We start from the raw sequence: 26,833 nt of genomic DNA, 5'->3' as shown, positions 1-26,833 counted from the left end.
CCTGCCGTCACCGGCAAAGACTCTGCGGGTACGCCGGACAATGCCATAAATACCCTGCTGCTGTATCGGGCAGTCCCGGCCGGCTTCATGATTCAGCCAAGCAGGCTCAAAGTCCATCTTCAGAAATCGTTCCCGGTCTGCTTCTCACACTCCGCAGCTCTCTTTGCCATTCCGGATTTCCTACTCTTCTTCTCATTGCCTATATAAAACTGACCTCATGATAGCATGGTAAAAAGGCGCTGTCAATGAGTGAAATATCAGAATTCAGCGGACGGTGGAGGACCGTTTGTCCGCAAATCTTTTCACGATGAACTGATGGAAACGAAGCGCTGCCGGAGACAGGGGCCGCGTCATGTTCCATGCGATGCCGATTTCTCTCTTGCATGACGGGAAGGAAACGTGGATCTGGCGGATGCCGATCGCATCGCTTCCTGGAATCTTCGGGAGGAGAGAAACGCCCAGATTGGAAGCGACAAGGCTTGCAATCGTATTTGTATCATCGCCTTCGAAAATGATTTTCGGATGGACATTGGCGAGCGCGCAGACGCGGTTGGTGAGGATCCTGAGGCTGTAGCTCGGCTTCATCGTGATGAAGGGCTCATTTTCAATATCCTTCAGCGTTGCCTGCTCCCAGTCGGCCAGGCGGTGATGGAGAGGGACGGTGATGTAAATTTCCTCGGAATAGAGGTAGGACCAGGCGATGTGCTTCATCGTGATCATCGTGGATCCCAGGCACAGGTCGCTCGTCCCGTCGATCAGTCCCTGCGCGAGCAGCGTGGAATCGTTCTGCTGCAGGTTGAACCTGGTCGAAGGATTCTGCACCTTGAATTCGGAGAGAAGGACAGGAAGCATGTAGGTGCCGAGGGAATGGATGAAGGAAAGATTGATGATGCCGCCCTGCGGATCATTTTCATGGTCGAGCTCCCGCCTGCCTTCCTCGATTTCAGAAAGGGCGCGCTCTACGTGGATGAGGAAACGCTGCCCATCCGGAGTGAGGGAGATTTCATGGCCCGTGCGGTCGAAGAGGGGATGGCCGAGCTCGTTTTCCAGTTTCGTGATGGAGCGGGACAGGGCGGACTGCGAGATGGAAATGGAAGCCGCCGCTTTTGTGAAGTGGCGGATATGCGCAAGCGCGCGGAAATATTCCAGTTGGCTGAGATCCATGGGGGACTCCTTTATAAAATACGGGATTCATTCTTTGTATAAGCCGGACACATAATCGTTAGTTCAATTATACCTTTAGGAAGAGGGGCGTTTCAATAAAAAGAGGCAATATTTATGAAAGATAGGAAGGATTTCAATGCATGACATGCATGATAAATAAATGATATAGAAAATTAACAATGTAATAATACGGTAAAATCGCGATTTTTGGATGAATTTGAGGATTTTCCGTTTTCTTTATGCATGGCAGGAATAGAAATAATCCTTGACCGGTATTAGACGAAACGGGGTGTCATGGATAGAATTGTACTTAACCAACCGGAACGCGGTTCTTAGGGACATCCGGAGGCAAAGCTGCACTGGCTTTTCTTATACCTGCCAATGAATATTCATTGAAGAAATTTCAGTAGACAGCGCCCCGTGGAAACATGGGAGAAAGCAGCCCCGTAAGCTGCAAAATTTTATATGGGCCTTTGCGCCATTGATCCCCTCCTTTCATCTTCCTATGGGGATCTATTTTTTTTTGCCCGCGAAAGCGGGATTTTTTATTGGGTTCTCCCTGTTTGTGCTTTCCTTTTATCTGTATAATGAGAAGAAAAGAAGGGTGGGAGGGACTTATGGAATGAAAATAAAAACATATGAGGCTGATGTAGTTGTCCTCAATGAAGAGAAAGGCTTTGCTGCGCTGAAAAAAGCGGCCGAGAGCGGAAGGAAGCTCTGGGATACTGAGAAGATCAGGGTCGTGATCGACAAGAAGGTGCCGCCGAATTCACCGGAAGAATCCAAAAGGCAGCAGGAGGTGCTTGCGCTTGCAAGGAAGCTTGATATTCCTCATGCGTACGGGAGAGGAATGGCTTTCCATCTGCTGGTGGAAGAGTCCCTCCCCGAGGGCTTTATTGCCGTATCCGGAGATCCTGACGTCTATGTGATGGGCGCCTTTGGCGGGAAGGGTTACTGCCTTGATGAGGAAGGCCTTGAAGAAGTGCTTCTTACGGGATCCTTCTCCATCCAGGAAGGCGGCGTATTCAATGTTTTTCTAAGCACAAAGGAAACGAGGTATGACCGGTTTTTCAGGGAAGGATACCGCCCCTGCAATTACGATAAGGCCTATGCGCTTTCCAAAAAGATTCCCCAAGGGATGCCCGTGTGTATTTCAGGAGAGCTTCAAGAATTCAGGAAGGAAGAGCTTGCTGTCATGTGCATGGCCGCAGGAAGAGCCTCCGGATGCACGGCTTTTGTGAAAGAAAACGTGCAGGGATCCCATATCCGGATCCAGTACGTTCCCTCTGTCGTCATCCATGAGGGAAAGGAAATCAGCCAGAAGGGACGGATCCCGATTTCCGCTGTCTTCATAGGCGGCGCGCAGGGCGGTTTTCTGGAAGATATCAAGCATGCCGCTGACATCATCCGCGGGGAGCATGTATCTGACGGTGTCCGTCTTTCCGTGGCTCCTGCCACAGCGGAGGTATACAAAAAGGCCGCTGACCTTGGATATATCAAGGACATCATGGATGCAGGCGGTATTTTCCTCAATCAGTGCGCCGATCCATCTTATGAGGCAAAGGCAGGAAAGGGCGAAATACTCCTTACGAATGACAATAAGGATTACGGGGATGAAATCGAGGCGGCCGTCTTCCATGTCAGCACGGAAAGAGCGGCCAATGCTGCCGTGAGAGGGTATATCGGAGCCGAATTCCTGAAAAGAAAGAGACAGGAAGAGGCTGAAGCACCGGTGCTTTTTGAGGAAAAGGCGGAAGAATCCGAAAAGCCTGCTTTGGGAACAAAGAGCCTGAGTGCTGATCCGATCCTCGCCTTCTCCGGCCGCGTGTGGAAGTTCGGAGACGATATTGATACGGACATCATCATCCCGACGCAGCATCTTTCCTATCCGTCCTGGGATGAAATCAAAAAGCACATGTTCGAGCTGCTCCGGCCTGAGCTTGCAGAAGAAGTCAGGGAAGGAGACGTCCTTGTCGCGGGAAACAATTTCGGATGCGGTTCTTCTAGGGAACAGGCCGCCGAGGTCCTTTCTGAAAGCGGCATCCGCTGCATCATCGCCAAGTCCTTTGCGCGCATATTTTTCCGGAATGCTGTCAATAACGGCATCCTTCCGATTGAATGCGCCGCGCTCTTTGATGATGTGGAAGAGGGCGATACGGTCATCGTCGTCCCGAATGAATACATCCTATGCAAAGGAAAAAAGTATCCGATTCCCAAAGTGAGGGGCGACCTTCTTTCGCTCATCATGGACGGCGGGCTTGTGAAGCATGTACAGAAGGAAAGGGGGAGGTAATGATGGGACATACTCTTGCTGAAAAGATCATCATGAAGAATACGGGCCTTGCCGATCTTCATCCGGGCGATCTTGTGACGGTCACGCCGGATCGGGCGGTCGTCCATGATATTTATACGAAGAGCCTTTATGAGAAGCTTATGGAAATGGGATTTGAAAAGGCCATGTATCCGGAGCGTCTCATCATTTTCCATGACCATCTGAATCCGGCCTGCCTTCCAACCGATCCGGACAGCCTTTCTTACGGGTACAAGCTGCGTGACAAGTACCATGTCGGTCATTTCCATGCTTCTGGCGGCATCTGCCATCAGCTCATCCCCGAGCTGGGCTACGGGAAGCCGGGAGAAATCCTCCTCGGCACCGACTCCCACACGACGACGGCCGGCGGTGTCGGCTGCTTCGGTACGGGCATTGGATATACGGAAATGGCATACTTATGGGGGACAGGGAAATTGTGGCTCCGCGTGCCGTCCTCGATCAAGGTACGCATTGAAGGGAAAATCCCGTCCAATGTTTATTCCAAGGACATCATTCTTCGCGTGCTGGGCGATCTCCGCGCGGCAGGAGGGACGTACCGCTCCCTTGAATTTACGGGAAGCGCCGTGGAGAGCCTTTCTGTCGACAGCCGCCTGACGATATCCAACATGGTCGTCGAATGCGGCGCCAAGGCAGGCCTTTTTGCCGCCGATGAAAAGACGGCAGCTTACTGCAAAATGCCCTATGAATCCATTTCATGGGTCAAGGCAGACGAGGATGCCGTCTATGAAAGGGAACTCTTCTACCAGGCAGAAGACCTTGTGCCCGTCGTTGCCTGTCCGCCCCATGTCGACAACATCCGTCCGCTTTCTGAAGTCGAAGGGGTGAAGGTCGATCAGGTTTGCCTCGGTTCCTGTACGAACGGAAGGCTGGAGGACCTCGAAGAAGCGGCAAAGATCCTGAAGGGACGCCATATAGCAGAAGACCTTAAATTCATCGTGGCGCCGGCTTCCGCCTCCATTATGGAAGAAGCCGTAAAGCGCGGCTGGATCCAGACCTTCGTCGAGGCAGGCGCTCTTGTGACGCCTCCGTACTGCTCCTTCTGCGAAGGACGCACGATGGCCCTCATGGGGGACGGGGAAGTGATGCTCGGCACGAACAACAGGAATTTCCTGGGGCGCTTCGGCTCTGCGAAAGCAAAAGCCTACCTTGCTTCTCCTGCCGTGGCCGCGGCGACAGCCGTCAAAGGCGTCATCACCGATCCGGCCCATTTGTAAAAATATGGGAAAGTCTGCCGTATGGAATTTATTTCCGCTCCTTGTACGGTATAATAGAAGGAAAGCATATCATTTAATGAATCACGGAGGTTCTAATGTCACAAAGCTCAATGTCTGAAATCACCTGCCCGGCCTGCGGCAGCAAGCATGAATTCAAAGTCTGGGATAGCATCAATACGAAGCAGGATCCGGAATTGAAGGAAGCCGTCAGGACGGGGGATGCTTTCCGCTATACCTGCCCCGACTGCGGCGCGACTGCTCTCTTGAATTACAATTTCCTGTATCATCAGATGGAAGACAAGTACATGGTCTTCGTATCCGTCGAAGGCGATGCATGGAACCAGATGATGTCCATCCTCTCTGCCCGGCAGAAGGATCTTCCAGACTACACGATGAGAATCGTCCGCTCCTACAACGATTTCCGTGAAAAGCTGATGATCCTTGATGCAGGCCTTGACGACCGCGTCGTGGAAATCATCAAGAGCAGCGTCTGGCACAATGTCGAGGAAACGTATGCCGACAAGGGCATCGATGAAATCCTCTTTGCTATGAATGACGACGGCGAGCATGGATTCCTTTTCAGAAGCAAGGACAAGATGATCGCATCCATGGAATTTGACATGGACCTGTACAAGGTAGTGAAGAATGCGGCTGAATCCAGGCTTGACTTCTATTCCAGAGGCATTTTTGTCATCGACCGCGCATGGGCTGACCGCGTGGTGGGTGAAATGGGCTGATTCTTTTGAAATTTTCCTACACTTTTTCACTTATTGTGCTAAAATGGTTAAGGCGAATTACAGAATAGTCTAAATTACAGGGAGGCAATCATGCAGATTCATATTATTGATCACCCGCTCATTCAACACAAACTCACGATCATGCGGTCCAAGGAAACAAGCTCCAGCGAGTTCCGCCGCCTGCTCCAGGAAATTACACTCCTCATGGGTTATGAAATCACCCGTGATCTTCCGCTCGAAGACGTCGAAGTGGAGACCCCGCTCGAAAAGATGCGCGGCCGCCGCGTAGCCGGCAAGAAAGTCGGCATCGTTCCGATCCTCCGCGCAGGCTTCGGCATGGTGGACGGCCTTCTTGAACTGATGCCGTCTGCAAGAGTCGGCGTTATCGGCCTCTACCGCGATCCGGAAACATCCAAGCCGATCGAATACTACTGCAAGCTGCCGGATGTGGACAACCGCGATTTCATCATCGTCGACCCGATGCTCGCAACCGGCGGAAGCGCTGTCGCAGCCATCAACATGATGAAGGAAAAAGGCGTAAAGAACATTAAGTTCATGTGCCTCGTATCCGCACCGGAAGGCGTTGAAGTCGTCAACCAGGCTCATCCTGATGTGCCGATCTACACAGCTGCCCTCGATCGTCAGCTCGATGATCATAACTACATCCTCCCAGGTCTCGGCGATGCCGGCGACCGTATCTTCGGAACCAAGTAATACAATAAAAAACGGGACCACGCAAAGCGGTTCCGTTTTTTTATTTACAACTCTATGCTCCTCGAGAGGATTTCGGGCAAAAGAAAAGAGAGACTCGGGGGAAGTCTCTCTTTTTAACCCGGAGCCGCCGGGGGGACGGAGTTCCGGTCCGTTAAATCCCTTCATCTTTCATAAGGGAATACAACGGTCAAACACATTTTCATTGGTTCCAGCGCATAGACTGCATGGTCTACGTCATGAGGCATCAGTATGGATTCTCCTTCGGAAACCTCGAAGAATTCCTTGCCGACCATGATGCGAGCTTTTCCTTCCAGTACCTGGATCATGGCATCGCCCGTGGACTGATGAGAGCTGATCTCTTCGTCTTTATCAAAGGCAAAGAGGGTTAGGCTGACGTTTTTGTTTTGCGCCAGCGTCTTGCTTGCGATCTGACCTTCCTGATAGGAGATCTGATCCTTCAAAGTGAGCACGGATGCTCTGGGTAAATGGCGAATAAATTGCTTTTCCTCCATGTGGTCCTCCTTTAGCGTGATCAAAGATAGAATTTGTCCTATCTTTATCTTCATTATACTATATGTTGAGGATTAGTCAACGCTAAAACTTAGAACCAAACGAATTTTACTATACTACAGAACATTTTGCAAGGATAAAAAATTTATGAGGGGTGATAAACGGTATAAAACGCAGAACGGGTGACAACGAGGCTGATTTGATGTAAAATAACAGTGTTAGTATCTATAAATCAAGCAAATGAATCCAGAGTATGAATCATCTTTATTCAGAAAAGAGGAAATATATGAAACACAGCAAACTGACCGCTTTACTCTGCGCCCTGGTCATGACAGGCGCCGGCTCTATGTCCGCTTTTGCAGCGGATGCAGCACCGGCAGCGGCTGCAGCTACAGCTGCACAGCCGGCCAAGGCACAGGAAACGACAGCTGCCGCAGGCACTCCGGCCGAGGCTGCTCAGCCGGAAGTCAACTACACTGAAGCACTTCTGAAAGGCATGTCCCTGACACTGCCGGATGTTGAAAAAGCCGTAGAAGCCGGCACATTCAAGAACCTTTCTCCGGAAGCGCCGAAACCGGCTGAACCAGAACCGGCTCCTGCCCCGGAACCCATTCCTGAACCTGAGCCCACACCAGCTCCTGAACCGGAGCCGGAACCCGAGCCCGCACCGACACCGGCGCAGACTGCCAAGTACACGGCTGATCAGGGAACAAGCGCAGCAACGATTGAAACAGACGGCACTTATGATGCTCAGACTTATACGTCTACAACCGCTGACCAGAATGCACTTCGCGTTTCCTACGCTTACATGAGCGCAGCAGGCGACACATTCACAAAGACCGGCGATGCTACGAATACAGAAAGCTCCAATCAGTACGGCATGAACGCAGCACTCCTTGTCACCCATGGCGGCCACGGCGCATTCACCAAGGCATCCATCACATCCTCTGCTCTCGGCGCACCGGGCGCATTCGGATACGGCAAGGGAACCTACCTCAACCTGACCGATTCCACCGTTACAACGACAGGAAATAATTCTCCTGCCCTTGAAACAGCAGAAAGAGCCATGATGAAAGTCGTTAACACGACCGTTTCCACATCCGGCTATGCATCCCCGGCTATGAAGGTATCCCAGAACGGCGGCATGATTCTTGCTGAAAGCAGCCATTTCACCACGACTGGCAAGGACTCCCACGGCGTATACGTCAATGGCGACGTCACACTGACAAACAGCAGCGTGAACGCACAGAACACCAAGGCAGCCGTTGTCCGCAACAACAATACGCTTTCCCTTGAAAACTCCACGCTCGAAGGCAATGAAACAGGGTCCGTACCGTACAACATCGTTCTCTACGCTGATCCTTCCGCTATCGGAACCATGGGTGTACAGCAGTTCAATGCAACAGGCTCCACCCTGATTTCCCATCACGGCGGCATGTTCCTTGTCACCGGTACACATAACCGCATCACGCTGAAGAAGACAACCCTCCAGCAGGATCCGGGCCTTCCGATCCTCTCAGCCCTTGGCAATGACGGCGCTTACGGCTGGGGCACCCCGGGCGCTAACGGCGGCCATGTCGAACTGATTGCTGATGAAGAAACACTGAATGGCGATATTGTCGTCGATACGATTTCCGACGTCAACCTGACCCTTAGAAACAACTCCGTATGGACAGGCGCCATCACCATCATCCCGAACGCACAGGGCGGCGAAAAGTACAAGACCAATGCCGACATCTTCATCGGAGCAGGCTCTGTATGGAACCTCACCGCTGACAGCCAGGCAACCACCGTCAACAACCTTGGCACCATCAACTTCAACGGCCACACCATTACCCTCGCGGACGGAACAGTCCTGAAATAAGGGCTTATAGCAAAAATACATATATATAGTATATATATAATAAAAGAAGAGGCTCTCCGGAAATCCCGGGGCCTCTTTTTTGCGGGCGGCTATAGTATAGTGCCAGTAAAAAAGACCATGGAAATCAGATCCACGGTCTTTTTCTATTTCCTTAATTAGTTGATCAGAATGCAGGAATGACAGCGCCTTTGTAGGTGTCTTCGATGAATTTCTTGGATTCAGGGCTGGTGAGCGCTTTCATCAGTTCCTGGATTTCCGGACGGTTTTCATCGCCAGCTCTTACAGCTACGATGTTAGCGTACGGGGAGTCCTTGCTTTCTGTGTAGATGGCATCCTTCGGATTCAGCTTGGCTTCCAGAGCGAAGTTTATGTTGATGACAGCAGCATCGACGTCAGCCAGGGATCTTGGGAGCTGCGGAGCTTCGAGTTCGGAGAACTTCAGGTTGTGCGGGTTTTCAGCAATATCCTGCGGGGTAGCAGTGACAGGAGCACCGTCACGGAGTTTGATCAGGCCGGCAGACTGGAGGACGAGGAGAGCACGGCCGCCATTGGTCGGATCGTTCGGAATGGCAATGGATGCGCCGTCCGGCAGTTCAGCGAGGGATTTGTACTTATTGGAGAAAACGGACATTGGTTCAAGATGAACAGCACCGACGGAAGCAAGCTTCAGGCCTCTGGATTTGCAGAATTCATCCAGATATGGTTTGTGCTGGAAGAAGTTTGCGTCAAGGCTCTTGTCGTTCAGGGCCAGGTTCGGCTGGACATAGTCAGTGAATTCGACGATTTCTACATTGATGCCTTTCTTGGCAAGCTGATCCTTCACTGCATTGACGATCTGTTCATGCGGAACGGGGGAGACGCCGACTTTGATGGTCGTTGTTTTGGAAGCGGAGCCTGCAGCCTTGGAAGCAGCCGGTTTTTCTCCGCCGCAGCCGGCGATGAGACCAGCGGCAGCAAGAGCAGCGAGGGAAACGGCGAGAGTTTTGCGGTAGTTCATAGTAAGTCCTCCTTATGATTTCGTGGAAATAACGATTCCGGGTACAAAAAAATCCCTCTTCCCGACGGGACGAAGGATTCTGTTTCGTGGTACCACCCATGTTCGCCTTTCCGTCGCCGGAAAGACCTTGTGAAGTGCAAGGCACTCCTGTCCTGTAACGGGAACTCCCGGGCCACTTCATCATTCGGCGGCGCATGCTCCAAGGCCATGTTCGGCGGATGTCCGGCGTCCCTTCTCACCATTCGGGACTCTCTTTGGCTTTCTTTCCGCGTACTCTTCTCTTCATCGCTTGTATCAAGTTGGACATACTATAGCATTTCGTCATGAAAGCGTCAAGAAAATTTTAAAATTGTTATTTTGAGAATACGAAAGTAAAAGAGAGAAAAAGTGAAGAAAAAGCGCTTTAAAAAAGAAAAGGACGAAAGGGCGTGCCGTTGCCCTAAAAGAATCAGTCTATTATAATGAGATACGGAACAAAGTGGTTCCTTTTATAGAATTTATTAGCCGGAGGTGGAAATGGGTCTTTTTGGCCTGATGCATAAAGCATGCTCGCGCGAGCATGTCCTCTATCTTTTATATTTGACGCTGTTCCTGATTCCGCTGAATCCATTCCTTTTCTATGCGCCCCTCATCCCGGCCCTCATCCTGTGGCTGGTCAACTGGCGTACATCAAAGGAAGTGTCCCTCCGCGTCCCTCCATACTGGGGAGCAGGAGCCGTCTTTTTAGCGTGTTCGCTTCTGTCCACGGCCGTATCCAAGGACAGCTTCTTCTCGATTTTCAACTGGTCGCTCCAGCCGCTTCTTTATGCGGCTGTCTATCTCATGGTCTTTTCCACGATCCGTACGGTCAGGGAAAAGGAAAAGGCGCTCTATGCCTTCCTGGCAGGTGCTCTCTGTGTAGCCGCTTACGGTTTCTTCCAGTATGCGGATGCCCATGACATGGCAAAGGATCTTACCGCGCAGAGCTGGGTCGATCCGGAGCGTTTCCCGCTTCTCCGCCGCCGCATGTATTCGACGCTGGAGAATCCGAACCTTCTGGGCGCTTACCTTCTGATGATCATCAGTGCGCTTTCCTCTTTCTTCCTCTATGAGAAGAAGGGGAGAAGAAAGTACATTTTCGGAATCGTCCTGCTGGTGCTCCTTACCTGCCTGGCGCTTACCTATTCCAGAGGCGCGTGGGTGGCAGCCGGCGGCATCGTGGCAGGCCTTGCCATTTTCCATGATAAGAGATTCGGTCTTTTATTCCTGCTCGTTCCGATTGGCCTTCTCTTTTATCACGGACAGATTGCCGAACGTTTCCTTTCCCTTTTCAGAGGGGATGACACGTCCGTCGATCTTCGCTTCGCTCTCTGGGAAAGCACGAGAGCCATGATTGAAGAACATCCTCTTCTGGGCATCGGCTGGGGATCGTATCTCCTCGCATACCCGGATTACAATTTCTTTATACAGAATGACAATGTACTGATTTTCCATGCACACAACATGTACCTGAACATGCTGGCCGAAGTAGGGATCCCGGGTGGCCTTGCATTCCTGGCTGCTTTCTTTGCGCAGGGTATCATCGCCTACAGGATTTTCAAAGGGGGAGAGACTGCCTTTGACCGTGCCATGGGCCTAGGCGGCATGCTTGCCGTCATCTTGATTGCCATTATCAGCTTCGGAGACCATGTACTTTTTAGCCGTTCCGTATCATTTTGTTTCTGGAGTCTGGCGGGTTTGTGGGCTTCATGCATAAGTCATGCAAACGAAAAATAGAAATATATGATTATGGTTTTCTGTAAATTACATGTTATACAACATGTAAATCATAATTTGTCTAATAGGAATTATTTATATGACCCATAATAGAAATTAAGAAACAGAGAACCTATTTTAGGGGATACAATCTCAGAAAATGTGGTATAATGATAAAGGTGATAAGGTAAATAAAAATGCAGTCAGTATGATGAATTAGATTAGGAAATGGATTTTTTGAAGTAAATGTTTACCGAACATTTTCGATAAAGAGAAGAAAACATTCCCGTCTCGTATAGACTGTGTTTTTTACTGAGGTAAAAAGATCTGCAGCAAAAGCAGGTAAATCAAGCTGTGGACTTTTATATATTATTTTATTTTTGGGAGGATGATAGTAATGATCGACACCAATGATAGTGAATTCCTTAGCAGGATTGAGGACAAGAGCCTTCTCTCCAAGGTCATGCCAGGCGCAGCAGCTGCAGCTATGATCAATGCAGGGGACATCATCGGTATTTCCGGATTTACGCCATGCGGCTATCCGAAAATTACAATGCATGAACTCGCAGAACGCATGAAACAGACCCCGTTCCAGGTAGATATCTGGACAGGCGCTTCCACCGGTTCCCAGATCGATACCGAACTGGTTGCTGTAAACGGCGTCAGAGTTCGTATGCCTTACCAGACAAACGCTAACCTGAGGAAAGCCATCAACAATGGCCAGGTAAGCTACTATGACCTGCATCTGTCTCATGTAGCACAGCAGGTTCGTGCTGGCTTCTTCACCAACGTTAAAGGCGAACGCGTAACCGGCCCGGACTTCGCAGTCGTTGAAGCATGCAAGATCGGACCGAACGGCGAAATCTACCCGACAACCGCTATCGGCAACTCTCCGGTATACGTAGACACCGCTAAGAAAGTCATTGTCGAAGTTAACACCACTCAGCCACTCGGCCTCGTAGGCATGGCTGATATTTACATGCGTAAGAACCCGCCGCACTGCGAACCGATTCCGATTCTCCACGCTGGCGACCGTATCGGCAAACCGTACATCAAATGCGATCCGTCCAAGATCGTAGCTATCGTTCCATGCGATATGCCAGACGTAACCCGTGCACTGGCTCCGCTCGATGACGACGCTGAAGCAATGGGCAACAACCTTGTAGAATTCCTGACCAACGAAGTTAAACATGGCAGACTTCCGGAAAACCTGCTCCCGCTGCAGTCTGGCGTAGGCAACGTTGCTAATGCAGTTATCCATGGCCTCGTTGAATCCCGGTTCAAGAACCTGTCCGTATACACCGAAGTTATCCAGGACGGCATGTTCGAGCTGATCGACAAAGACAAGATCGACATGATTTCCGGTACTTCCCTGTCTCCATCTCCGGAAGGCCTGAAACGTTTCTACGACAACATCGAAAAATACAACAAGAAGATCGTTCTGCGTCCGCAGGAAATCTCCAACAACGGTGAAGTTGTTCGTCGTATCGGCGTTATCGGCATGAACACGGCTCTTGAAATGGATATTTACGGCCACGTAAACTCCACACATGTAACAGGCACCAAGCTGATGAACGGTATCGGCGGTTCCGGCGACTTCGCTCGTAACGCATTCCTGTCCTGCTTCTTCTGCCACAGCTCCGCTAAGGGCGGCAAGATCTCCGCAGTTGTTCCGATGTGCTCCCATGTTGACCACACCGAACACGATACCCATGTATTCATCTCTGAACAGGGTGTCGCAGATGTTCGCGGCCTGAGCCCGAAGGAAAGAGCAAAGGTTATCATCAACAACGTTGCTCATCCGTCCTACAGAGATCAGCTCATGGACTACTATGAAAGAGCAGTTGCCGCATGCGGCCACAGCCAGACCCCGCACATTCTTCCGGAAGCTTTCAAATTCCATGAAAGCCTGGCAGAAACCGGCGATATGCACTTCAAGAAATAATTTAGTGCTGTATTAAAATTTTTAATGCTTTACAAATAAACTCAGTACTGTATAATAATCTATGATGATGACTGCCCATTGACAGTGTCATACACATGGGTTTCGCAAGTGTCCTGAAACCGCTGCAAGAAGACTTGAAAAAGCGCTGCAGCGGGGAAGGCGTTGCGGGCCCTGGACCGGAAAGAAGTTCCCTTAGAAAACAGTGAGAAGAGCATAAAGACGCCGCCGCTGATAAATGATGGGAAGTTTTTTCCCAGAAGTTACTTACTTACTTTTTTAGGAGGAAGATGAACTCATGTCTAACGAATCCCTGAAAGCTAAACTTGATGCCTACAATGCAGAATATGCAAAACAGACGGCAAAACATCCGGAAAGAGTTGGTCTTAAATACAAGAACCTGTACACACCTCTCGATCTCGAAGGTTTTGATTATGAAAGAGACCTCGGTTTCCCGGGCGAATATCCATACACCCGTGGCGTACAGCCGACCATGTATCGTGGCCGTCTCTGGACCATGCGTATGTATGCAGGCTTCGCAACCGCTGAAGAATCCAACAAACGTTATCGTTACCTGATTGCTAACGGCGGATCTGGTCTGTCCGTAGCATTCGACCTTCCAACCCAGATCGGTTATGACTCCGATGATAAGATGGCTGAAGGCGAAATTGGTAAAGTAGGCGTTGCTATTGATACCCTGAAAGATATGGAAATCCTGTTCGATCAGATCGACCTGGGCAAAGTTTCCACATCCATGACCATCAACGCACCGGCATCCGTTCTGCTCGCTATGTACATTGCAGTTGCTGAAAAACAGGGCGTTCCTGCTTCCGCACTCCGCGGCACCATTCAGAACGATATTCTGAAGGAATACTCCGCTCGCGGCACCTACATTTTCCCGGTTAAACCATCCATGCGTTTAATCACCAACATTTTCGAATACTGCTCCAAGAACGTTCCGAAGTGGAACACCATCTCCATTTCCGGTTACCACATCCGTGAAGCTGGTTCCACCGCTGCTCAGGAAATCGCATTCACCATTGCTGATGGTATCGCTTACATCGAAGCAGCTCTGAAAGCTGGCATGCACATCGATGAATTCGCTCCACGTCTGTCCTTCTTCTGGAATGCACACAACAACGTACTCGAAGAAGTCGCTAAATTCCGCGCTTCCCGTCGTCTGTGGGCTACAATTCTGAAAGAAAGATTCCACGCTGAAGACGAAAAATCCATGAAACTGCGTTTCCACACCCAGACCGCAGGCTCCATGCTGACAGCTCAGCAGCCAAACAACAACATCGTTCGTGTTGCTCTGCAGACAGCAGCAGCTGTTATGGGCGGAACCCAGTCCCTGCACACCAACTCCCGCGATGAAGCTCTGGCTCTGCCAACCACTGAATCCGTAACCATCGCTCTGCGTACACAGCAGATCGTTGCTTATGAATCCGGCCTGGCTGACGTAGTTGATCCGCTCGGCGGCTCCTACTATGTTGAAGCTATGACCAACGCTATCGAAGCTGAAGCTAAAGAATACATCAGAAAGATCGATGAAATGGGCGGCGCTGTAGAAGCTATTGATAAAGGCTATATCCAGAAGGAAATTCAGGACTCCGCTTATGCTTGGCAAATGGCTGTTGAATCCGGCGAAAAGACAATCGTTGGCGTCAACAAGTTCACAATGGAAGAACCACCGGTTGAAGGCCTGCTGAAGGTTGACTCCTCCGCTGGTGAATTCCAGAAGAACAAACTGGCTAAAGTTAAAGCAGAACGTGATAACGCTAAGGTTCAGGAAGAACTGAAGAAGCTGGAAGTTGCAGCTGCTGATGAAGAAGTAAACCTGATGCCAGTTATTCTCGACTGCGTACGTGCTTATTGCTCCCTCGGCGAAATCTGCGGAGTACTCCGTAAGGTATTCGGCGAATACAAACCGCACAACACACTTTAATTCGATAATCGGAAATAGTTCTGGAGGTAATTAACAATGGCAGATAAACGTATCAGAGTACTCGTAGCTAAACCGGGTCTTGATGGACATGATCGCGGCGCAAAGGTTATTGCCCGTGCACTCCGTGATGCAGGCATGGAAGTTATTTACACAGGTCTTCGCCAGACCGTTGAACAGATCGTCGAAGCAGCTGACGCAGAAGACGTTGATGTAGTAGCACTGTCCCTGCTGTCCGGCGCTCACAACACACTGTTCCCGGAAGTTGTCAAAGCTCTTGAAGCTAAAGGCATGGGCGATGTACTCGTAATCGGCGGCGGCGTAATTCCGGCTGCTGATATCCCAGGTCTGGAAAAAGCAGGCGTAAAGGCTATCTTCACACCTGGCACACCAACCAAAGAAGTTATTGACTTCATCCAGGCAAATGTAAAATAATTAGCTTTTAGACTACCACTTGGCGGTTTATTAGTGTAATTTAGCTGTTAAAGGGCTGGGTGCACTCTCAGCCCTTTACAACTATTTATTTCTCTTGATTTACTCCTCGAAAAGGCGGTGTATCCATGGAATTTTCTATGAAGGATTTTTGGAATGGAAATAGACGCGCCTTAGCGAGAGCAATTACCATCGTTGAAAACGAACGTGATGGTTATGAAGATATCATGAAAGATATCTATCACCATACCGGTCGTGCTCAGGTCATCGGTATCACTGGTGCGCCTGGTGCGGGTAAGAGCACACTGTCTGATGCCCTCATAAAGCAGTTTCGCAAACAGGGTAAAACAGTAGGCATCGTCGCTGTCGATCCTACCAGTCCGTTCTCCGGCGGCGCCATTCTTGGTGACCGTATTCGTATGAACGACCTGACGTTGGATAAGGGTGTTTATATCCGTAGTATGGGTACACGCGGCAGTCTCGGGGGTTTGTCCCGCAAGACCGCAGATGCGGTTAAACTGATGGATGCTTTCGGTCTCGATGTAATTTTCATCGAAACAGTAGGCGTAGGACAGTCCGAAGTCGATATCGTTAAGAATGCGGATACCACACTTGTTGTGCTCGTACCCGGACTTGGCGACGATATTCAGGCAATCAAGGCTGGTATCCTTGAAATCGGTGACGTATTTGTCATCAATAAATGTGATCGCGACGGCGCAGATCGTTTGAATGTTGAGATCGAAATGATGCTCGATCTGGGCGAAGCTCAGAACTGGCGTCCGCCGATCGAAAGAACGATCGCGAATAAAGACCAGGGTGTAGAAGATGTAGTAACAGCTCTGGGTGATCATAGAAAGTATCTCGAAGAATCCGGCTTGCTGGAAGAACGCAGACGTGAACGCGCACGCAGCGAGATGCTCGAAATGATTCACGACCGCATTTCCCGTCATATTGAAGAAAACCTCTCCAAGACGGGTGAATTCAATGGCTACGTGGAAGACGTATTTGAAAGGAAAACTGATCCATTCACTGTCGTCGATTCCATCGTGGGCAAAATATTCAAATAATTTATAAAGGAGGAGTTATTATGGCATTCAAAGTTTTGTGTGTCGATCATGTAGGCGTAGCTGTTAAAGACCTGGCTCTTATTAAACAGCAGATGAAAGACATTCTGGGACTGGATCCATCCCTGCCGGATGAAACCGTTGAAGATCAGCATGTAACAACAAGCTTCTTCAAACCATCCCCGCAGACCGAAGCTTGCGAACTCGAATTCTTGGGTTCCACAACTCCGGATGGCCCGATCGCTCGTTTCATTGAAAAATCTAACGGCGGCAAGAACGGCTTCCAGCATGTTGCTCTTCGTGTTGACGACATCGAAGCATGCCTCGCAGATCTGCAGGCTAAAGAAGTTCCGCTCATCGACAAGAAATGGCGTGTCGGTGCAGGCGGCTGTCATATCGCATTCTTGCATCCAAAGGCTACCGGCCTTCTGCTTGAACTGACAGAACGCCCTGGCGGCCCGTCCTTCAATAAATAAGTTGAATGATGGCAAATGATTCGCCCATTCTGGGCGGATCATCCCCCTTGCGGGGGACCCTAATATTTTTGGAGGTGTAAGAATGGCAACTGTTGAAGAAAGAATTGAACTTCTCCATAAGAAACTCGCTCATGTTGAGGCTATGGGTGGCGAAAAACATATTGAAAAACAGCATGCAAAAGGCAAACTGACTGCTCGTGAAAGACTCGCTCTTCTGTTTGATGAAGGCACTTTCGTTGAAGTCAATGCCCTCGTAAAATCCCGCTGCCACAACTTCGGCCAGGAAAAGAAAGATCTCCCGGGCGAAGGCGTTGTAACAGGTTACGGCACTGTTGATGGAAGATTGGTATTTGCATTCGCTCAGGACTTCACCGTTGAAGGCGGCTCCCTTGGTGAAATGCACGCTGCAAAGATCGTTCACGTAAATGAACTGGCTCTCAAAGTCGGTGCACCTTGCGTAGGCCTGAACGATTCCGGCGGAGCTCGTATTCAGGAAGCTGTCGATGCCCTCTCCGGCTACGGCAAGATTTTCTGGTGCAACACCATCGCTTCCGGCGTAATCCCGCAGATTTCTGCAATCATGGGACCGTCCGCAGGCGGCGCTGTTTACTCCCCGGCTCTGACCGACTTCATTTACATGGTTAAGAAAACATCCCAGATGTTCCTGACCGGCCCGGCTGTCGTTGAATCCGTCACCGGCGAAAAGATCACCGCTGAAGCTCTCGGCGGCGCTATGACCCATAACCGTACATCCGGCGTAGCTCAGTTCGCAGCTGAAAACGACGAAGACTGCATTAAACAGATTCGTTACCTGCTCAGCTTCCTCCCGAGCAACAACATGGAAGACGCTCCGATCGTAGAAACCGGAGACGATCCGACCAGAACTGATCCAGCTCTGGACACCATTATGCCGGAAAGCTCCAATGCACCGTACAATATGTATGATGTACTGAAATCCATTGTTGATAATGGCGAATACTACGATGTAGCTAAGGAATTCGCAAAGAACATCATCACCTGCTTCGCTCGTATGGACGGACAGACTGTTGGTATCATTGCTAACCAGCCAGCATTCATGGCAGGCTGCCTTGACTACAACGCATCCGATAAAGCAGCTCGCTTCATTCGTTTCTGCGACTGCTTCAACATTCCGGTTCTGAACGTTGTCGACGTTCCTGGCTTCCTGCCTGGCAAACAGCAGGAATATGCTGGCGTAATTCGTCACGGCGCTAAGATGCTGTTCGCATACTGCGAAGCTACAGTTCCGAAGATCACCATGATTCTGCGTAAAGCTTACGGCGGCTCCTACATCGCTATGTGCTCCCGTGAACAGGGCGCTGACCAGGTATTCGCTTGGCCAACCGCTGAAATCGCAGTTATGGGACCTGCAGGCGCAGCTAACATCATCTTCAAGAAAGACCCGAACAAAGAAGAACGCACAAAGGAATATGTCGAGGAATTCGCTACTCCTTACAAAGCTGCAGAACGTGGCTATGTAGATGCAGTAATCGATCCAAGAAATACCCGCCCGACAATCATCAATGCACTGAAGATGCTTGCTTCCAAGCACGAAGTACATCCGGCAAAGAAACACGGAAACATTCCGCTCTAATATTTGCCGCTTAAATCTCTATATTGAAAGGATGGGTACAGATGGATAACAGTACAGTTATGTATATCGCGGTTTTTGCTGCTATCGTTGCAGTAATTGCCCTGATCATGATCTGGCAGGTACGTTCATCTCTCAATCAGTCCGCAGCACCGGCACCAGCTCCTAAAAAGGCAGCAGCTCCAGCAGCAAGAGCAGCAGCTCCTGCAGCAGCTAACAATGGTGCAGTCGTAGCAGCTATCGCTGCTGCTATCGTTGCTATGGGTGGCGGCGAAATCGTCTCCATCCGCCCGGCAGCTAGACCTGGCTGGACTTCCGCAGCTCGCATTGCGGGCGTTTCCGGCAACCAGCAGTTCTAATTGAAAGTTGAAAGTACAATCATTTAGGAGGAAAGACAATGAGAAAATTTACTGTAACAGTTAACGGCCAGGATTACGATGTAGTAGTTAAAGACGGCGGCGCTGCAGCAGCAGCTCCGGCTCCGGCAGCAGCTCCAGCTCCGGCAGCAGCTCCGGCTCCGGCAGCAGCTCCAGCTCCGGCAGCAGCTCCGGCTCCAGCAGCAGCTCCAGCTCCAGCTCCGGCTCCGGCAGCAGCTCCTGCAGGTGCAGGCGAAGCAGTTGAAGCTCCAATGCCTGGTAAAGTCATCCGCATCAACAAACATGTTGGTGACGCAGTAGCAGCAGGCGACGAAGTCCTCGTACTCGAAGCTATGAAGATGGGCAACCCGATCATGGCTCCATGCGATGGCAAGATCACCTCCATGCAGGCTCAGGAAGGCCAGTCCGTACAGGGCGGCGATCCGCTGTTCACTGTTGGCTAATATTAGCTTAATGAACATCGCTTAATCTAAAAGGGCAGTGCTTCGGCACTGCTCTTTTTTTGCGCGCAATTGCGGATTATAGGCTTATAGGACATTTCGTGTTGGTTTTATAGCCGATGAGGCCCGTGTTTACCTGGTTTCATTGACATTTTAATTTGGGTTTTCACGTTTTTGGGGAATGGCATTTTGATGCCAGCCCCTCTTTTGTGACTCATCCCCCTTTTATGAATCGACTGCCATTACCGCGTACTAATGGAGAGGATAAATACTTGATCAGTGCAAGGAGTACTCATCACTTCCGTACCCATTCATTCCGTATCACGGACATCAGGAACGGCAGATTCATGAAAGGCAAATTGGTACTTTATATTTTAGTAGAGATTTGATATAGTTGACCAAGAGAGCATGTAGATTGCATTCCTTTCCTGGTTTTGTGGTGATTCTAAGAATGGAGCATCTTATGCTCTTTTTCTATGTCTCTTATTCGGTTTTCAAGGGGGATTTGGCATTGAAGATGTGGAAAAGCATGAACAGGAACATCGCAGCAGGATTCGGAGATGATGCAAGTATTCAATCCTTTGGACAAGTATCATGGGAAGTATGTCAGTATATTCCATATTCGGCTCATGATCGTTTTCATGGAATGAATCATTGATATGTGATTTTGCCTTGAAATTAATGCTTTTAAGGGAAGACAAATGGGGAACGAGGCTTCCATCTGTTTTATCCTGACTGCATGTTCTGACAGGCTTTAAATGCAGCCGAGAGCGAATATTTCTTTCAATGACTCCTGGTTCTTATATAAAGGAACAAAAGAAATGAGAAACTGATTTGCCTGTCAGGCTGTTAGAACTTGCCATCAAGGTTTTTTGCCCTTTGACAGCTGATCCGTTGGAATTACCTGAAAAGTGTTTTAGTGCTGCATGTGCTGCGGGCAGAAGGAGATCTGATCCTTATATAGAAGATATCGCACGAAGCAGCTTTAATTTCCCATATATGCTTCCCGGAATATCTTACTCAATATCGTACACACGAATATATGCATTTTGCGCGAAACAGATTGTTTGATAGAATCAGAGAAATACCGAGATATCGGGAATCTTGTATAGATAAGAAGCACGCAGTGTATATAGAATAGGCATATATGGCACTTTTAGGTGATTTTGAGAATCTGTCACATTGACACCTACAATATATAGTGATATGATATCTACAGTTAAATACGGATAAGACAGGTGCCCGTCAGGGCTTAATAGGGAAGACCGGTGAAATGCCGGCACGGTCCCGCCACTGTAATGCGGAGCAACTCCAAATATGTCACTGGGAAACCGGGAAGGCAGGAGAAGCGTTGAAGCAAAGTCAGGAGAACTGCCTGTTTTTTGTCACCGATTGTACCCACGAGCGATGGGAAGGGGATGTCTATGATGTCTCTTTGCGTTCGTGCAAAGGGTTTTTTTATTGGGGATTTCCGGTTTGACTAACTGAGGAGAATAAACTGAATCAAGGAAACAGGTGCCCGTCAGGGCTTAATAGGGAAGACCGGTGAAATGCCGGCACGGTCCCGCCACTGTAATGCGGAGCGACTCCAGTAATGTCACTGAGGAGATTGGGAAGACAGGAGAAGCGAGGAAGCAGAGTCAGGAGAACTGCCTGTTTTTAATCACCGCAAAAACCTACGAGCGATAGGATGGTGTGAGAATGTCTTTTTGGCGTCCACTCTATCCGTGTCGGTAGAGTGGATTTTTTGGTGAATGAGGAGGATTCAGGGTCATTCATGCAAGACTGGAGGATGGCGCCAGGGAACGTCATTCTCCGCCTGCGGCTGGAGCGCCAAGGGAAAGGCGCTTCAGCAGTAAGGGCAGGTTAGCAAGTTGTAAACGGCGCTTATGCACCTTTACATAGATAGGGTTACTCCACAGGGGTCCCGACATGGTTCTTCTTCCGGGTGATGGAGTAAAGATGGAGTAAAAGGGAAATACGATCATCACCCTCACTTTTTACAGATCCTTCCGCAAGGAAGTTCTCATATATCGGAGTTCATTAATATGCAGCTTGAGGGAAAGAGCTGCATCTCCTAATTCAGGTAATAACGCTGCAAGGTGTTATTATACAGGTTTCTCATTTTTTGGGGCTGGTGCCCATCCCCTTTTGAAGCGGCTCTACCGCTTCTTTTTTTTGCAAAAATTCTGGAGATCTTGATGATTCAGCATAGCCTTTTCCTTTGAATTTGACGTAAAAATTACTTTTTTCACATTGACTATTTCGAAATCAATCAATATAATAAAGATAAAGGCATTTCAATGTTTTAATATAAAGGAGGAAACATAATGAGCGTTTATGATTTTACATGCACCACCATGCAGGGCAAGGAAGTTTCTCTCTCTCAGTATAAAGGCAAGGTTATTCTGATCGTCAATACAGCAAGCAAGTGCGGATTCACACCGCAGTTTGCAGGCCTTGAGAAACTGTATAAGGAATACAAGGACAAGGGCCTGGAAATCCTCGGCTTCCCGAGCAACCAGTTCAATGAACAGGATCCGGGAACCAATGAAGAAATCCAGGAATTCTGCAAGGTCAACTATGGCGTTACCTTCCAGATGTTCAAGAAGGGCGACGTACGCGGTGACAACCCGCAGCCTCTCTTCGCTTACCTGACCAAGGAAAAAGGCTTCAAGGGCTTCAACATGGATCATCCGATTGCACCGAAACTCGTTCCGATGCTGAAGGAAAAACATCCGGAAATTCTTGAAGGCGACGGAATCAAATGGAACTTCACCAAATTCCTGATCGACCGCGAAGGCAATGTCGTAGAACGTTTCGAACCGACCACCACACCGGAAGAAATCGCTCCGGCTATTGAAAAACTTCTGTAATACATGAATGAAAGAGAGCTGCCGCTGAGGCGGCTCTTTTTATTGTCCGGTTTGCAAGAATCATTCGGTAAAGTCTCCGGAATGTAGTATAATGAAAGTGATTATACGGCAGGAGGAGTAAGGATGAACGGAAGAAAATTCTTTTTCTTTGATATCGACGGGACATTGACGACACCGCTGACGAACGATTATCCGGACAGCACGAGAGAGGCCATCAAGGAGCTGAAGGATAACGGTCATTTTGTAGCGATTGCGACGGGAAGGATGCAGGCGGACGCCTGGGAAGTGGCGAAGGCCCTTGGCATCTGCGCCGCTGTTTCCGACGGGGGAAATGCTCTGACCATTCATGGGGAGCTGATTTATGATGAGGGTCTTCCTCTTGAAGACTGCATCAGGACGCTTTCGGAAATCGACAGTGAGAGATTTCCTTTTGCTGTCTGCCCGGAAAATAAGAAAATGCGTGTGGCGACTTCGGACTTGTACCTCTCCCGCGTGAAGGACAGGTACTATGAAACGGTCGTCGATCCTTCCTTTGACTTCAGGAAAGTGGACACGATCCACAAGATTTTCGTTGCCTGCACGAAGGATGATCTTCCTGAGATTCCGCTTCATACGCTTCCGCATGTCTGGTTCAGGAAGGATAATATGCTGATCGAGCCGGTCCATAAGGAAAGAGGCATCTTCGAAGTCATGAAGCGCTACAACCTTTCAGATGAGGATGTCGTCGTCTTCGGCGATGGCATGAACGACCGCTCCATGTTCAGGGATGAATGGTTCAGCATAGCTATGGGCAATGCGAAGCCGCAGCTCAAAGAAAAAGCGAAGTACATCACGAAAAGAGCCGATGATGACGGGATTTATTACGCCTGCAAGAAGTTTGGCTGGATTTGATTGTCAATACAAAGCGAATAAAATATTTGTTAATTAAGCGCGGCGCTGCGGGTTGACTGTAATGCCGCGCTTCTGTTATATTATAGATTGTTAAATTGTAATGATTTCCTGTTGAGTAAGAGAAAGAGGAAAGATGGATAAAGAAATCAGGAAAGATGGAGAAGGGGAAGTCCTCTTCGACATCCGTCACTTGACCCACACGTTCGAGACAGAGGACGGCAAGACGTTCGATGCCCTGAAGGACGTGACGGCCCAGATCATGAAGGGATCCTTCACGGCGATCATCGGAACGAACGGGAGCGGCAAATCCACGCTGGCCCGTCATTTGAATGCGCTCATGATGCCTACGTCCGGTGAAGTGATCGTCGAGGGAATGTCCACATCGGATTATTCCCATATCTGGGATATAAGGCAGAAGGTAGGCATGGTATTCCAAAATCCGGACAACCAGCTGGTGGCTGCGATTGTGGAGGAAGATGTCGCTTTCGGCCCGGAAAACCTGGGCGTGCCTCCGGATGAAATCCGCCGCCGCGTCGATGCCGCTCTTGAAAAAGTCGGCATGACCGAGTTCCGCACGCATGCACCTGCCATGCTTTCCGGCGGGCAGAAGCAGAGAATCGCCATTGCAGGCATTCTTGCCATGCATCCGGACTGCATCGTCCTTGATGAACCGACGGCCATGCTCGATCCTTCGGGAAGAGCCGAGGTCATGAAGACGATTCATGAACTGAATGAAAAAGAGGGCATCACAATCGTCCTCATTACGCATTTCATGGAAGAAGCCGTGACTGCCGATCACGTTCTGGTCGTCGACCAGAGCGAGCTCAAGATGCAGGGAACGGCAAGAGAAGTATTTTCTCAGGCAGAAAAGCTGACAAAGATGGGTCTTGATGTGCCGGTCGCAGCCGACCTGGCGCACGGCCTTCGCGAGAAGGGATTCAAGATTCCGGAAGACTGCCTGACCGATGAGGAGCTGGGAGAAGCGTTATGTCCATACGTGTCGAAGATATAAGCTATATTTACGGCAAAGGATCCCCGTTTGAAAAGACGGCGCTTTCGCATGTCGATCTCACGATCAATAAGGGCGAATTCATCGGCGTCATCGGACATACGGGGAGCGGCAAGTCCACGCTCATCCAGCATTTGAACGGGCTCATCCATCCGACGAGCGGCAAAGTCACCATCGACGGCATCGATCTTGCAGCAAAGACGAAGGATGCCGTGTCCAAGCGCCATTCCGCCGGGATGGTATTCCAGTACCCGGAGCATCAGCTCTTCGAAGAAACCGTAGCGCAGGATATCGCTTTCGGGCCGAAGAACCTTGGATGCGACGAGGAAGAAGTGGACAAGCGTGTCAAAAGCGCCATGCGCTTTGCCGGCATTGATTATGAAAAATTCGCAGGCCGCTCGCCGTTCCGTCTTTCCGGCGGACAGCAGCGCCGTGTTGCCATAGCGGGTGTCATTGCCATGCATCCGGATTTCCTGATACTTGACGAACCATCCGCCGGTCTCGATCCGATTGGAAGAAGAGAAATCTTCAGCCGCATCTGGGACTGGTACAATAAGGGTGTATTCTCTGTCATCCTCGTTTCCCATAATATGGACGACATTGCCCGCCTTGCGACAAGGCTTCTTGTCATGCACAAGGGGAAGCTCGTCCTTGACGGCGATCCGATGGATATCTTCCTGAATCACAGGGAAGAGCTGAAGGAATGCGGCGTCGACGCGCCGCCTCTGACGCAGACACTGCAGGCGCTCAAAGCCCGCGGTATCCCCGTTCCGGAAGACGCAAAGACGACAAAGGAAGCCATCGACCGCATGGCAAAAATGCTGGGAGGGAAGAAATCATGCTGACAGATATGACGCTTGGACAGTACTACCCGGGCGACTCTTTCCTGCACAGGATGGACCCCCGCGCGAAGATTCTCTGCACGATGATCTTCATCATTGCGATATTCCTGGCCAATAACCCGTTTTCCTACCTTCTCGTGGCCGCTTTCACGCTCGGCGCGATTTCCGTATCCGGCGTGCCTTACAAGCTTGTATGGAGAGCCGTGAAGCCATTATGGTTCATCCTTCTCTTCACACTGGCCATCCACGTATTCACGACACCGGGAACCGAGCTTTTTTCCTGGAAATTCATCCATATCAGCGAAGAAGGTATCAGGAACGGCGTGGAAATGACGCTCCGTCTCGTATTCCTGATCGCTTTCACTTCGCTCTTGACCTACACGACGAGCCCGATCGTCCTGACGGACGGCATCGAAGCACTCCTCATGCCATTCAAGCGCATCGGCGTTCCGGCGCATGAACTGGCCATGATGATGACAATTGCGCTCCGCTTCATCCCGACACTTCTGGAAGAAACAGACCGCATCATGAAGGCGCAGTCCTCCAGAGGCGCGGACTTCGTGAATGGCAATCTCTGGCAGAGAGCGAAGAACATGGTTCCGCTCCTCGTGCCGCTCTTCATTTCCGCTTTCAGAAGAGCAGACGACCTGGCGACCGCCATGGAAGCGCGCTGCTACAGGGGCGGCGAAGGACGCACGAAGATGCACCAGCTCGCCTACACATGGAGAGACAGAAATGCCATGATCGCTGTCGTACTTGTGACCGCAGCGCTCATCGGACTTTACGTATATTTCAGATAAATAAGAAGGGCCGGGGCGATGCTTCGGGCCTTTTTGGCAGGGAGAATCATGAGAAACATTTGGATTACCGTTTCCTATGAGGGAAGCGGATACGCAGGCTTCCAGCGGCAGGAAAACCGCATGACGGTGCAGGAAATGCTGGAAAACTGCCTTCTGGAGCTGACAGGGGAAAAGACCACCCTCTACTTCGTCGCAAGGACGGATGCAGGGGTCCATGCTTACGGGCAGGAATGCACCTTCTATACGGATTCGACGATTCCGGGCGACCGCTTCATCTATGCGATGAATGCACGCCTTCGCGGCGACATCCGCGTGACGAAGAGCTGCGAGATGGATGAGGACTTCTCCGTCAGAAGAAGAAATTACGGAAAAACGTACGGCTACCTCCTGACAGAAAGCAGGGAGGCCTCGCCGTTCTTGAAGCGCTATATCTGGCGGACGGGAAAGAAACTCGACCTTGAGAAAATGCGGAAGGCGGCAAGGGCTCTCGAAGGCCGCCATGACTTCACGTCCTTCCGAGGAAACAATTCCGTGCCGTCCGATCCGGTCAGGAACATCCATGAAATCCGCGTAGAGAAAGACGGGGATCTCGTCCGCATCTACGTGACAGGCGAAGGCTTCCTCTACCACATGGTAAGGAACATCGCAGGCTGCCTTGTCGATGCAGGAATGGGGCTTCTTTCAGTCAAAGACATAGAAGAAATCCTTGCGGCAAAGGACAGAAGGAAACTGGGAATGACAGCGCCGGCAGAAGGCCTCTGTCTCCTTCGCGTCTACTTCTCGCCGATTACAAAAGAGAGCATCGAAGAAACACTCGCCATGCCCCTTTTCCCATGGTGCAGGTAAAAAATGACTTCAGGAATCCGG

23 protein-coding genes, 2 riboswitches and 1 other annotated feature are annotated in these 26,833 nt (G+C 50.1%); of the genes, 20 read left to right on the top strand and 3 right to left on the bottom strand.

Features of this window, described 5'->3' with window-relative positions; all coding sequences use genetic code 11:
* Positions 1–264: 264 nt before the first annotated feature.
* Positions 265–1,164: a LysR family transcriptional regulator gene (locus Dia5BBH33_RS07350; protein ID WP_022381826.1), complete on the bottom strand. Its 900-nt coding sequence runs from the start codon at positions 1,162–1,164 to the stop codon at positions 265–267.
* Between the two features lie 622 nt (positions 1,165–1,786).
* Here Dia5BBH33_RS07350 and Dia5BBH33_RS11380 point away from each other — a divergent pair.
* From Dia5BBH33_RS11380 to upp, 4 genes are all read left to right on the top strand, one after another.
* On the top strand, positions 1,787–3,457 hold the full coding sequence (locus Dia5BBH33_RS11380) for a LeuD/DmdB family oxidoreductase small subunit (RefSeq protein ID WP_198419600.1): 1,671 nt from the start codon (positions 1,787–1,789) through the stop codon (positions 3,455–3,457).
* Positions 3,457–4,710 (top strand): 3-isopropylmalate dehydratase large subunit, encoded by a 1,254-nt coding sequence (locus tag Dia5BBH33_RS07340; RefSeq protein ID WP_198419599.1) that lies wholly within the window; start codon positions 3,457–3,459, stop codon positions 4,708–4,710. Before Dia5BBH33_RS11380 ends, Dia5BBH33_RS07340 begins: the two co-directional genes overlap by 1 nt.
* Positions 4,711–4,805: 95 nt before the next feature.
* Positions 4,806–5,447, top strand: coding sequence for a CpXC domain-containing protein (locus Dia5BBH33_RS07335; RefSeq protein ID WP_108850726.1), 642 nt, complete (start codon positions 4,806–4,808; stop codon positions 5,445–5,447).
* A 90-nt stretch (positions 5,448–5,537) separates the two neighbouring features.
* A complete protein-coding gene (gene upp, locus Dia5BBH33_RS07330) occupies positions 5,538–6,161 on the top strand; it encodes a uracil phosphoribosyltransferase (protein ID WP_022381822.1) in 624 nt (207 codons plus the stop codon).
* A gap of 161 nt (positions 6,162–6,322) precedes the next feature.
* Here the strand turns inward: upp and Dia5BBH33_RS07325 are convergent, their stop codons facing one another.
* The gene (locus Dia5BBH33_RS07325) at positions 6,323–6,673 is read right to left on the bottom strand and encodes a cupin domain-containing protein (RefSeq protein ID WP_022382357.1); all 351 of its coding nucleotides are present in this window, start codon (positions 6,671–6,673) and stop codon (positions 6,323–6,325) included.
* A gap of 284 nt (positions 6,674–6,957) precedes the next feature.
* On the opposite strand from Dia5BBH33_RS07325, the gene Dia5BBH33_RS07315 reads away from it, so the two are divergent.
* The gene (locus tag Dia5BBH33_RS07315) at positions 6,958–8,535 is read left to right on the top strand and encodes a hypothetical protein (RefSeq protein WP_162501775.1); all 1,578 of its coding nucleotides are present in this window, start codon (positions 6,958–6,960) and stop codon (positions 8,533–8,535) included.
* Positions 8,536–8,698: 163 nt separating this feature from the next.
* Here the strand turns inward: Dia5BBH33_RS07315 and Dia5BBH33_RS07310 are convergent, their stop codons facing one another.
* Positions 8,699–9,532 carry a MetQ/NlpA family ABC transporter substrate-binding protein gene (locus tag Dia5BBH33_RS07310; protein WP_022382355.1) on the bottom strand — a complete coding sequence of 278 codons (834 nt, stop codon included), beginning with the start codon at positions 9,530–9,532 and terminating at the stop codon, positions 8,699–8,701.
* A 62-nt stretch (positions 9,533–9,594) separates the two neighbouring features.
* Positions 9,595–9,827, bottom strand: a binding site (T-box leader).
* A 221-nt stretch (positions 9,828–10,048) separates the two neighbouring features.
* Between Dia5BBH33_RS07310 and Dia5BBH33_RS07305 the strand changes: the two genes are divergently transcribed.
* From Dia5BBH33_RS07305 to truA, 15 genes are all read left to right on the top strand, one after another.
* Entirely contained in the window at positions 10,049–11,287 is a 1,239-nt protein-coding gene (locus Dia5BBH33_RS07305; RefSeq protein WP_232518028.1) for an O-antigen ligase family protein, read from the top strand.
* Between the two features lie 376 nt (positions 11,288–11,663).
* Positions 11,664–13,211 (top strand): succinate CoA transferase, encoded by a 1,548-nt coding sequence (locus Dia5BBH33_RS07300; RefSeq protein WP_143332648.1) that lies wholly within the window; start codon positions 11,664–11,666, stop codon positions 13,209–13,211.
* Positions 13,212–13,506: 295 nt separating this feature from the next.
* Complete coding sequence (locus Dia5BBH33_RS07295; protein WP_143332647.1) at positions 13,507–15,153, top strand: acyl-CoA mutase large subunit family protein; 1,647 nt, start codon at positions 13,507–13,509, stop codon at positions 15,151–15,153.
* 36 nt (positions 15,154–15,189) lie between these two features.
* Positions 15,190–15,585 (top strand): cobalamin B12-binding domain-containing protein, encoded by a 396-nt coding sequence (locus Dia5BBH33_RS07290; RefSeq protein ID WP_108850732.1) that lies wholly within the window; start codon positions 15,190–15,192, stop codon positions 15,583–15,585.
* Between the two features lie 125 nt (positions 15,586–15,710).
* Positions 15,711–16,649 (top strand): methylmalonyl Co-A mutase-associated GTPase MeaB, encoded by a 939-nt coding sequence (meaB, locus tag Dia5BBH33_RS07285; RefSeq protein WP_108850733.1) that lies wholly within the window; start codon positions 15,711–15,713, stop codon positions 16,647–16,649.
* 20 nt (positions 16,650–16,669) lie between these two features.
* Entirely contained in the window at positions 16,670–17,122 is a 453-nt protein-coding gene (locus tag Dia5BBH33_RS07280) for a VOC family protein (protein ID WP_022382349.1), read from the top strand.
* An 82-nt stretch (positions 17,123–17,204) separates the two neighbouring features.
* Positions 17,205–18,734, top strand: a complete 1,530-nt coding sequence (gene mmdA / locus Dia5BBH33_RS07275; RefSeq protein WP_108850734.1) for a methylmalonyl-CoA decarboxylase subunit alpha — start codon at positions 17,205–17,207, stop codon at positions 18,732–18,734.
* Positions 18,735–18,775: 41 nt separating this feature from the next.
* Positions 18,776–19,090, top strand: a complete 315-nt coding sequence (locus tag Dia5BBH33_RS07270; protein WP_022382347.1) for a hypothetical protein — start codon at positions 18,776–18,778, stop codon at positions 19,088–19,090.
* A gap of 38 nt (positions 19,091–19,128) precedes the next feature.
* The gene (locus Dia5BBH33_RS07265) at positions 19,129–19,551 is read left to right on the top strand and encodes an acetyl-CoA carboxylase biotin carboxyl carrier protein subunit (protein WP_108850735.1); all 423 of its coding nucleotides are present in this window, start codon (positions 19,129–19,131) and stop codon (positions 19,549–19,551) included.
* Positions 19,552–20,767: 1,216 nt separating this feature from the next.
* Positions 20,768–20,941, top strand: a riboswitch (cobalamin riboswitch).
* Positions 20,942–21,044: 103 nt separating this feature from the next.
* Positions 21,045–21,219: riboswitch (cobalamin riboswitch) on the top strand.
* 659 nt (positions 21,220–21,878) lie between these two features.
* Positions 21,879–22,424 carry a glutathione peroxidase gene (locus tag Dia5BBH33_RS07260; RefSeq protein ID WP_108850737.1) on the top strand — a complete coding sequence of 182 codons (546 nt, stop codon included), beginning with the start codon at positions 21,879–21,881 and terminating at the stop codon, positions 22,422–22,424.
* Positions 22,425–22,547: 123 nt separating this feature from the next.
* Complete coding sequence (locus Dia5BBH33_RS07255) at positions 22,548–23,315, top strand: HAD-IIB family hydrolase (RefSeq protein WP_143332646.1); 768 nt, start codon at positions 22,548–22,550, stop codon at positions 23,313–23,315.
* Positions 23,316–23,448: 133 nt separating this feature from the next.
* Positions 23,449–24,327 carry an energy-coupling factor transporter ATPase gene (locus Dia5BBH33_RS07250; RefSeq protein ID WP_022382343.1) on the top strand — a complete coding sequence of 293 codons (879 nt, stop codon included), beginning with the start codon at positions 23,449–23,451 and terminating at the stop codon, positions 24,325–24,327.
* Complete coding sequence (locus Dia5BBH33_RS07245) at positions 24,303–25,169, top strand: energy-coupling factor transporter ATPase (RefSeq protein ID WP_022382342.1); 867 nt, start codon at positions 24,303–24,305, stop codon at positions 25,167–25,169. The genes Dia5BBH33_RS07250 and Dia5BBH33_RS07245 overlap by 25 nt, the downstream gene beginning before the upstream one ends.
* Complete coding sequence (locus Dia5BBH33_RS07240) at positions 25,163–25,966, top strand: energy-coupling factor transporter transmembrane component T family protein (protein WP_108850739.1); 804 nt, start codon at positions 25,163–25,165, stop codon at positions 25,964–25,966. The genes Dia5BBH33_RS07245 and Dia5BBH33_RS07240 overlap by 7 nt, the downstream gene beginning before the upstream one ends.
* Positions 25,967–26,014: 48 nt before the next feature.
* On the top strand, positions 26,015–26,812 hold the full coding sequence (gene truA, locus Dia5BBH33_RS07235) for a tRNA pseudouridine(38-40) synthase TruA (RefSeq protein WP_108850969.1): 798 nt from the start codon (positions 26,015–26,017) through the stop codon (positions 26,810–26,812).
* Positions 26,813–26,833 lie beyond the last annotated feature (21 nt).

Source organism: Dialister hominis, assembly GCF_007164725.1.
Taxonomy (GTDB): domain Bacteria; phylum Bacillota; class Negativicutes; order Veillonellales; family Dialisteraceae; genus Dialister; species Dialister hominis.
The sequence above is the reverse complement of the archived record's forward strand: the minus strand, read 5'-3'. Positions and strand labels throughout refer to the sequence as shown.